The sequence below is a fragment of the Pedobacter nutrimenti genome (assembly GCF_003208655.1).
In the GTDB taxonomy this organism is placed as follows: Bacteria; Bacteroidota; Bacteroidia; order Sphingobacteriales; family Sphingobacteriaceae; genus Pedobacter; species Pedobacter nutrimenti.
Genome location: NZ_QKLU01000009.1, coordinates 300,263 through 308,847, shown reverse-complemented (window position 1 = coordinate 308,847; position 8,585 = coordinate 300,263). Strand labels below are relative to the sequence as shown.

The window sequence follows — 8,585 nt, the reverse complement described above, 5'->3', positions numbered from 1 at the left end:
GGTCCCAGAGGTGTTTATGATGAGGCCAAGCGTTTTCAGGAAGCAATGACGATGGCTTATCATACTTTTCATGGGGTAGAGACACGTATCGTTAGGATCTTTAATACTTACGGACCAAGAATGCGCCTGAATGATGGTCGGGTACTGCCTGCTTTTATCGGTCAGGCACTTCGGGGAGAAGACCTGACTGTTTTTGGAGATGGTTCTCAGACACGTTCTTTCTGCTATGTTGATGACCTGATCGAGGGCATTTACAGGTTGTTGCTGAGTGATTATGCTTTGCCTGTAAATATTGGCAATCCGGATGAGATTACCATTAAACAGTTTGGAGAAGAGATTATTAAGCTGACTGGGACAAATCAGAAATTGGTTTTAAGGGACCTTCCCGTAGATGACCCTAAACAACGTAGGCCAGATATTACCAAAGCCAGGGACATCCTGGGCTGGGAACCTAAGGTAAACAGGGCAGAAGGACTTAAAATTACTTACGAATATTTTAAATCCTTACCAAAGGAAGCACTGTTTAATAAAGAACATAAGGATTTTACAACTTACAACAAATAAAAGCAAATGAATAAAAAGGATAAAATTTATATAGCAGGGCACTGCGGAATGGTAGGCTCGGCAATATTGAGAAAACTCCAGTCAGAGGGGTATGAACAATTTATTCTGAAAACGTCTTCTGAGCTTGATTTAAGAGATTCAGCAACTGTTTCAAATTTTTTTTCTAGCGAAGAACCAGACTATGTTTTTTTGGCTGCGGCAAAAGTTGGGGGAATTGTAGCTAATAACACTTATAAAGCAGATTTTATTTATGATAATTTGATGATCCAAAACAATATCATTCACAATGCCTTCCTAAGTGGAGTGAAGAAATTAATGTTTCTTGGTTCTTCATGTATTTATCCAAAAATGGCTTCACAGCCTTTAAAAGAAGAATGCTTACTGACAGGAGAATTAGAAGAGACAAATGAACCTTATGCAATTGCTAAAATTTCGGGTATAAAGATGTGTGATGCTTACAGAGCACAGTATGGTTGTAATTTCATATCAGTTATGCCTACAAATTTGTATGGGCCTAATGATAATTATGATTTAAATAATTCCCATGTATTACCAGCAATTATGAGAAAATTTATTGAGGCAAAACGAAATAAAAGTAAATCTGTAGTCATATGGGGATCCGGTATTCCTAAAAGAGAATTTCTTCATGTCGATGATTTGGCAGATGCCTGCACTTATTTGATGAAAACTTATGATGCCCCGGGTTTAGTCAATATTGGATTTGGAGAAGATATCTCCATTTTAGAGCTTGCCCAACTAGTGAAGAAAATTACAGGGTTTGAAGGTGAAATATTAACTGACCCTACTAAACCAGATGGAACTCCACGCAAATTGATGGATGTTACTAAGTTAAATAGTTTAGGCTGGAAAGCAGAGATAAGCTTATTAGAAGGAGTTACACGTGTATATGAAGAAATTAAAGATCAAATCTGGGAGTAAAATGAAGTGTAATAACTATGTATTAATTATGGCTGGAGGTGTTGGGAGCCGTTTTTGGCCAAAAAGCCGTAATCACTTTCCTAAGCAATTTATTGATATTCTTGGAGTAGGCAAATCGCTATTACAATTAACCTACGAGAGGTTTCTTCGGATTTGCCCACCAGAGAATATTTATGTCTTAAGTAATGAACAGTACAAAAAACTGGTCAAAACCCAAATACCGGGGATAGAAGAATCGAGATTACTTCTCGAACCCAGTCGGAATAATACAGCTCCTTGTATTGCTTATGCAACTTATAAAATTTTAAATTCTAATCCGGATGCAAATATTGTTGTCGCACCATCAGATCACTTGATTTTAAAAGAAAATATTTTTTTAGATAAGATAAATTTGGCGTTGAATTATTGTGCTTCGAATGATGCTCTGATAACTTTGGGTATTCAACCCACAAGGCCAGATACTGGATATGGTTACATTAATTTCAGAGCACTAGAATCAGAAGTCGTTTTCCCAGTTCAACAATTTTTAGAAAAACCAAATTTTGAAAAGGCAAAAGAATTTGTTGAAAATGGAGGATTTTTATGGAATGCGGGTATTTTTATATGGTCTGCTAAATCTATTAGAAAGGCCTTTGAAATTTATTCACCAGAAATAGCCACACTCTTTGAGAAAGGGAATTTAGTGTACAATACAGATCAGGAATTGGATTTTATAAAAAAGAACTATCCTAAATCACCTAATATTTCAATTGATTATGCCATTCTGGAGAAAGCTAATAATGTTTATACAATTCCTGCTGACATTGGTTGGTCTGATCTTGGGACTTGGGCATCTCTTCACGCAGTAGCGGATAAAGATGAAAATAATAATGCTATTAATTGTTTGAAAATCAATCTTGAGAATACAGATAATTGTATAATACAACTACCTGAAGGTAAGGCTGCGGTTATCAAAGGATTAAGTAACTATATTATTGTTGATGATGACAAAGTACTATTGATCCATCCTAAGTCTGATGAACAGGAAATCAAACAGATTGCTAGTAAAATGGTAGAGAATTTTGGAACAGAATATTTATAATAAATTCAAAGAACCATTTAAATAATCAATGCTTTACATAATATGTATATTGTTAATGTTTACAGTGATGATTTGCTATTTTAAAATAGCAAATCATTATAACATTATCGATAAACCCAATGAACGAAGTTCCCATTCTGAAATAACCATCCGTGGAGGAGGAATAATCTTTGTTTTTTCGACACTGTCTGTAGTAGTACTTCATCCGGAATTCTGGTTACCCGTATTGGGAATATTGATCATTGGCGTCATTAGTTTTATAGACGACCGGATTACTTTATCTGGCAAAATCAGGATATTATTCCATCTTACAGCGGTGACCCTGTTGTTTGTATTTCTAAATATATTTCAACTTTTTCCCTGGTGGATGTGCGGAATACTTTACATTATAGTTATTGGGATCATTAACGCCTATAACTTTATGGATGGGATAAACGGTATTACCGGTTTGTATAGTTTGGTAATATTGGGCGCTTTACAATACATAAATTATAAGATTAGTGCTTTTATTCATCCCGATGTCATCTGGCTTCCAATCATAGCCTGTTTTGTCTTTCTGTATTTCAATTTTCGAAAAAAAGCGAAATGTTTTGCGGGGGATGTTGGTAGCGTAACCATTGCTTTTTATATCCTTTTTTTACTCTTAAAACTAATCATCCAGACCAATAACTATTCTTATGTTTTATTTTTAGCTGTGTATGGAGTTGATGCTATTTTAACTATTCTACACCGGCTTCTTTTAAAACAAAATATTTTTGATGCACACCGGCTACATTTTTATCAAATCTTGGCCAATGAGCAGAAATGGCCACATTTGTGGGTGTCTGCATTGTACGGGTTTTTGCAATTGGTCATCATTTGTCTCGTCTTTTTTACTACTTTTAATTTCTGGACTTTATTTCTGATGATTAACCTGCCCTTGGCTTTAATCTATGTGGTTTTGAAGAAAAAATTAATGATTAAAGCTTAATCATGATTCTGATTGTGTAAAATGTTTTTTAAACAAGGTCTACATAGGTATTAATGAAAATTAATGTGCCGATCAAACAATAAAATTATATTTTGGTTTGATTATTGTTAATTTTGAGTGACGTTGTTTTAAAGAAACCTATGTTCACTAAACTGGAAATTGTATCTAGATGGATTATATTTACTATTGATATTTGTCTCAGCATCTTTGCAATCGCTTTTGCGGTTGTATTGCAGCATAATTTTAATACCAATAATATAAATCCGTTAGGGCTTTATAAAGCCATCCTTTTAGTTATAGCAGTGAATTCGCTGGTGTTTTACAGTGTAAAAACATTTGCAGGCATTGTACGCTATACTTCGGCACAAGATTCTTTCAGGATCTTGTTTTCTGTGATTTTAAGTTCATTGATTTTGTTTTTTGTACATACCCTTATTACCATCATAAGTGGTACCCCACTTGTTAGTAATGTAGCGATCATCATTTATACTTTGTTTAGTTTTCTGCTGCTCATCAGCTACAGAATTTTGGTGAAGTATTTTTTTATGTACATGAAAAATATCAACCTGACTAAAATCAGGGTGATTATTTATGGTGCCGGGGAGGCTGGCGTGGCTACCAAACGGACCTTTGACCATGATGCAAAAGTGAATAAAACGATTATTGCTTTTGTCGATGATGACCTCCGTAAAGTGGGTAAAACCATAGATGGGGTAAGGATTCTGGATGCTGCCCAACTCGAACACCTGATCGTTAAACATGAAGTAGATGAAATTATTTTTGCTTCTTACACCATCCCCCTGGAAAGAAAAAACCAAATTGTAGACATTTGCCTGGAAAATGATGTCAAAATCTTAAACATCCCTTCACCTGAGGTTTGGGCCAAAGGAGAGGTAACGACAGCGCAGATTCAAAATATCAATATCGAAGATCTGCTGAACAGAAAAACCATTGAAATTGACATTGATGGTATTCAGAATCAGCTAAAGGGGAAAAGAATTTTAATCACGGGAGCTGCGGGTTCTATAGGTAGCGAAATTGTAAGACAGTTGCTGAAATTCCAGACCGGTTTGATTATCCTTTGTGATCAGAGCGAAACGGCTTTACATCATATTTATCTGGAACTGGAAGAAAATCATGCCAATACAAATTTTCATGCTTTTGTAGGGGATGTCAAAGACGAAAAGCGTATGCAATTCCTTTTTGAAACGTATAAGCCACATTATGTTTATCATGCTGCGGCCTATAAACATGTGCCTTTAATGGAGGACAATGCATCCGAAGCCATAAAAACAAATGTTTTGGGTACCAAAACGATTGCAGATCTTTCTGTTAAACATGGGGTACAGAAATTTGTGATGATTTCGACCGATAAAGCGGTAAACCCAACCAATGTAATGGGGGCTTCAAAGCGGATTGCGGAAATTTATGTTCAATCCCTGAACAATTCCCTGAACAATCCGAACGTGATTTTTTCCAATGGCCTGAGCTACCTCAACAGCGGGGATGTAAAACCCATTACCAAATTCATTACTACCCGTTTTGGCAATGTTTTAGGCTCTAATGGCTCTGTTATTCCAAGGTTTAAACAACAAATTGAAAAAGGAGGCCCTGTTACTGTAACCCACCCTGAAATTACGCGATATTTTATGACCATTCCGGAAGCCTGCAGGTTGGTGTTGGAAGCCGGTTGTATGGGCAAGGGCGGAGAGATTTTTGTTTTCGACATGGGTAAATCTGTTAAAATTATAGAACTGGCCAAGAAAATGATCCGTTTGGCTGGCCTGATCCCTAATCAGGACATTAAAATTGCCTATTCAGGACTCCGACCAGGAGAGAAATTGTTTGAAGAATTATTGAATGACAGTGAAAATACCATGCCCACCCATCATGAAAAAATCATGATTGGACAGGTAAGGGAATACATATTTAATGAAATTGAAAATCAAATTTATCAATTGCTATCCTATGCTGGATCGAACAACAATCGTCAGGTCGTGCAGCAAATGAAATTAATAGTCCCGGAGTTTAAAAGCAAAAATTCAGTTTTCGAAGAACTGGATGTGACAACCTAAAATTCTTAATTCAAACTCCTCAATGAGAAAAATCTTTACTCTTTTTAGTCTTTCTTTTTTTATGTTTAATGCCGCAAAGGCACAAGATACCACACGAAACAACAAAGCTGAACTTTTACCTATCAGTAATGAAATAAATACTAAAGCAGGAAAAAGGATCTATTTCAACGGGACCAAAAAGGTACACACGTCCATGCTTCCTTATTTTGTCGGTGACATCAGTGACAGCTTATCTAAAGACAGCCTACTGGTTGGGATGAGGTATCCAGGACAGGACTGGCAATCCAAAAATTGGGTGTACAGGAAAGTATTTAAAGAGCACCTGGTCGAGGTTAACGATAAGGATTATAATTTTTACCTCGATTTTTTACCTGATCTTCAGATTGGCAGGCAAAGTGGCAGAACCATCTGGCTAAATACCCGTGGCGTTGAAATTGGAGGACGGATTGGAAAACAGTTTTCTTTTACCAGTCATTTTTATGAAAATCAGGCACATTTGCCTGATTACCTGAGTGCCTTTGTCCGCCAGAACAGGGTTGTACCAGGACAGGGTTATGCAAAGACTTATGGGAATGGTGGCTTTGATTTCGCCTACTCGGGGGGAAGTTTGTCTTATACACCATCCAAATATGTAAATTTCCAGTTGGGTTATGACAAAAACTTTATCGGTGATGGATACCGTTCTTTATTATTGTCAGACAATACCTTTAATTATCCATTCTTTAAAGTAACGGCTACATTGGGTTCTGTTCGTTATATGGCCATGTGGGCACAGTTTATTGACTTTCAGGATACCCCTTTTGATGACGAGACACCTTATCCCAAAAAATATGGACTTTTTCATTATTTAAGTTGGAATGCTACCAAACGCTTAAGTGTGGGGCTGTTTGAAAACATCATGTGGCGGCCAAGGGGATTTGAATTCAGCTATGTAAATCCGATTATGTTTATGCGTCCTACGGAATTTGCAAATGGTTCTCCGGATAAAGCACTGATTGGTTTTAATGCGAGTTATAAAATTGCAGACCGTTATGTTGTTTATGGACAGTTGATGATCAATGAGTTTACTTTTAAGGAGGTTTTTTCGGGTAAGGGTTACTGGGCGAATAAGCAAGGCGGTCAGTTAGGGGTTAAGGGTTTTGATATTTTCAAAGTTAATGGGTTAAATGCCCAGTTGGAGATGAACCGGGTAAGACCTTATTCCTATTCAGCTTCTGACCATTTCAAAAATTACGGCCATTACGGACAATCCCTTGCGCACCCGCTGGGGGCTAATTTTAAGGAATATCTGGGAATTGTAAGTTATAGTTACAAGCGGTTTGACCTTCGTTTTCAGTTGAGCCATGCTACCTATGGTCTGGATATAAATGGCTTGAATTATGGTAAGGACATTTATAAAAATTATACCACACGAATTGATGATTATGGAGTGTATATAGGACATGGTCTAAAAACAAATTTGCTTTATGCCGATGCAAACCTGGCCTATATCTTAAACCCTAAGAATAACTTAAGAATTGAAGTTGGCTGTACCATGAGAAATGAAAGCAATAGCCAATGGACAGATAAACAACGCTTTTTTAATATTGGATTAAGGTCTTCGTTCAGAAATCTTTACAAAGATTTTTAACCAAATTAGCCATGTCATCCAGTCCTGAAAAAAAAATTGCCATTATTGGCCTCGGTTATGTTGGCCTTCCTTTGGCGATAGAATTTGCCAGGAAGTATAGTGTGCTGGGTTTTGATACAGATCATTCCAGGATCAAAGAACTCAGCACCAATCAAGACAAAACGAAAGAGGCCAATCTGGAACTACTTCAGCAGGTTTTAAATCAGCCAGGACAGGGTTTAAAGCTGTCCTCAGAGACAAATCAGCTCAAGGAATGTAACATCTACATCGTTACTGTTCCAACGCCTGTAGACCATTTTAAAGCACCGGATCTTGGCCCCTTGCTCCATGCAACACAGATGCTGGCAAAAACCTTATCTAAAGGAGATGTTGTCATTTACGAATCCACCGTTTATCCTGGATGCACAGAAGAAGAATGTGTACCTGTACTGGAAAAATATTCGGGTTTAAAATACAACATTGATTTTTTCTGTGGTTATTCTCCTGAAAGGATCAATCCGGGGGATAAGGTCAATACACTAACAAAAATTAAAAAGGTCACCTCGGGTTCGACCCCGGAAATTGCTGTGCTGATCAATAACCTGTATGCAGAGATCATTACTGCCGGAACCCACCTGGCACCTAGCATCAAGGTGGCCGAGGCTTCTAAAGCCATCGAAAATGCACAACGGGATGTTAATATTTCTTTTGTCAATGAGCTGGCTTTGATTTTTGATAAGCTGGATATCGATACTGCCGATGTTCTGGAGGCAGCCGGGACCAAATGGAACTTCCTTAAATACAAACCAGGACTGGTTGGAGGGCATTGCATTGGCGTAGATCCCTACTACCTTGCCTATAAAGCCAATGCAGTGGGTTATCATCCTCAGGTCATTCTCTCGGGCAGAAAAGTCAATGAGGATATGGGCATTTTCATTGCCAATAAAGTGGTTAAACTTATACTGGCCAAAGGTGATAAAGTAAAGGGAGAAAAAGTACTGATCCTGGGTTTTGCCTTTAAGGAGAACTGTCCGGACATTCGAAATACAAGGGTCATTGACATCTATCGCGAGCTGGAGCAGTTTGGATTGAAATTGGATGTCTATGATCCCTGGGCAAATGCCGCTGAGGTAGAAAAAGAGTATAACATTAAAATGGAAACCAGGCTTTCCTCAAGGGATTATAAAGCGGTTATTGTGGCCGTGGCGCACAATGAGTTTTTGAATGTGGATTATAAAAGTTACAAGGAAGCGGGGGCAGTCATCTTTGATATTAAATCTTTTATTGACCGGAACCTTACTGACGCCAGGCTTTAGCTTGTCATTGTACCCATACTTTCTTTTAAAA

The 8,585-nt window shown here is 37.5% G+C and carries 7 protein-coding genes; all 7 read left to right on the top strand.

What is annotated here, in order from left to right; genetic code table 11:
• Positions 1-564, top strand: a 564-nt coding sequence (locus tag B0O44_RS22355; protein ID WP_146229888.1) for an NAD-dependent epimerase/dehydratase family protein, incomplete at its 5' end; no start/stop codon positions are given.
• Between the two features lie 6 nt (positions 565-570).
• Entirely contained in the window at positions 571-1,503 is a 933-nt protein-coding gene (locus tag B0O44_RS22350; RefSeq protein ID WP_110834310.1) for a GDP-L-fucose synthase family protein, read from the top strand.
• Positions 1,472-2,584: a mannose-1-phosphate guanylyltransferase gene (locus B0O44_RS22345; RefSeq protein ID WP_245943778.1), complete on the top strand. Its 1,113-nt coding sequence runs from the start codon at positions 1,472-1,474 to the stop codon at positions 2,582-2,584. Before B0O44_RS22350 ends, B0O44_RS22345 begins: the two co-directional genes overlap by 32 nt.
• 67 nt (positions 2,585-2,651) lie before the next feature.
• The gene (locus B0O44_RS22340) at positions 2,652-3,554 is read left to right on the top strand and encodes an MraY family glycosyltransferase (protein ID WP_245943777.1); all 903 of its coding nucleotides are present in this window, start codon (positions 2,652-2,654) and stop codon (positions 3,552-3,554) included.
• 140 nt (positions 3,555-3,694) lie between these two features.
• The gene (locus tag B0O44_RS22335; protein ID WP_110834308.1) at positions 3,695-5,629 is read left to right on the top strand and encodes a polysaccharide biosynthesis protein; all 1,935 of its coding nucleotides are present in this window, start codon (positions 3,695-3,697) and stop codon (positions 5,627-5,629) included.
• A 22-nt stretch (positions 5,630-5,651) separates the two neighbouring features.
• Positions 5,652-7,259: a hypothetical protein gene (locus tag B0O44_RS22330; protein ID WP_146229887.1), complete on the top strand. Its 1,608-nt coding sequence runs from the start codon at positions 5,652-5,654 to the stop codon at positions 7,257-7,259.
• 11 nt (positions 7,260-7,270) lie between these two features.
• On the top strand, positions 7,271-8,554 hold the full coding sequence (locus tag B0O44_RS22325) for a nucleotide sugar dehydrogenase (RefSeq protein ID WP_110834306.1): 1,284 nt from the start codon (positions 7,271-7,273) through the stop codon (positions 8,552-8,554).
• The last annotated feature ends 31 nt before the right edge of the window (positions 8,555-8,585 follow it).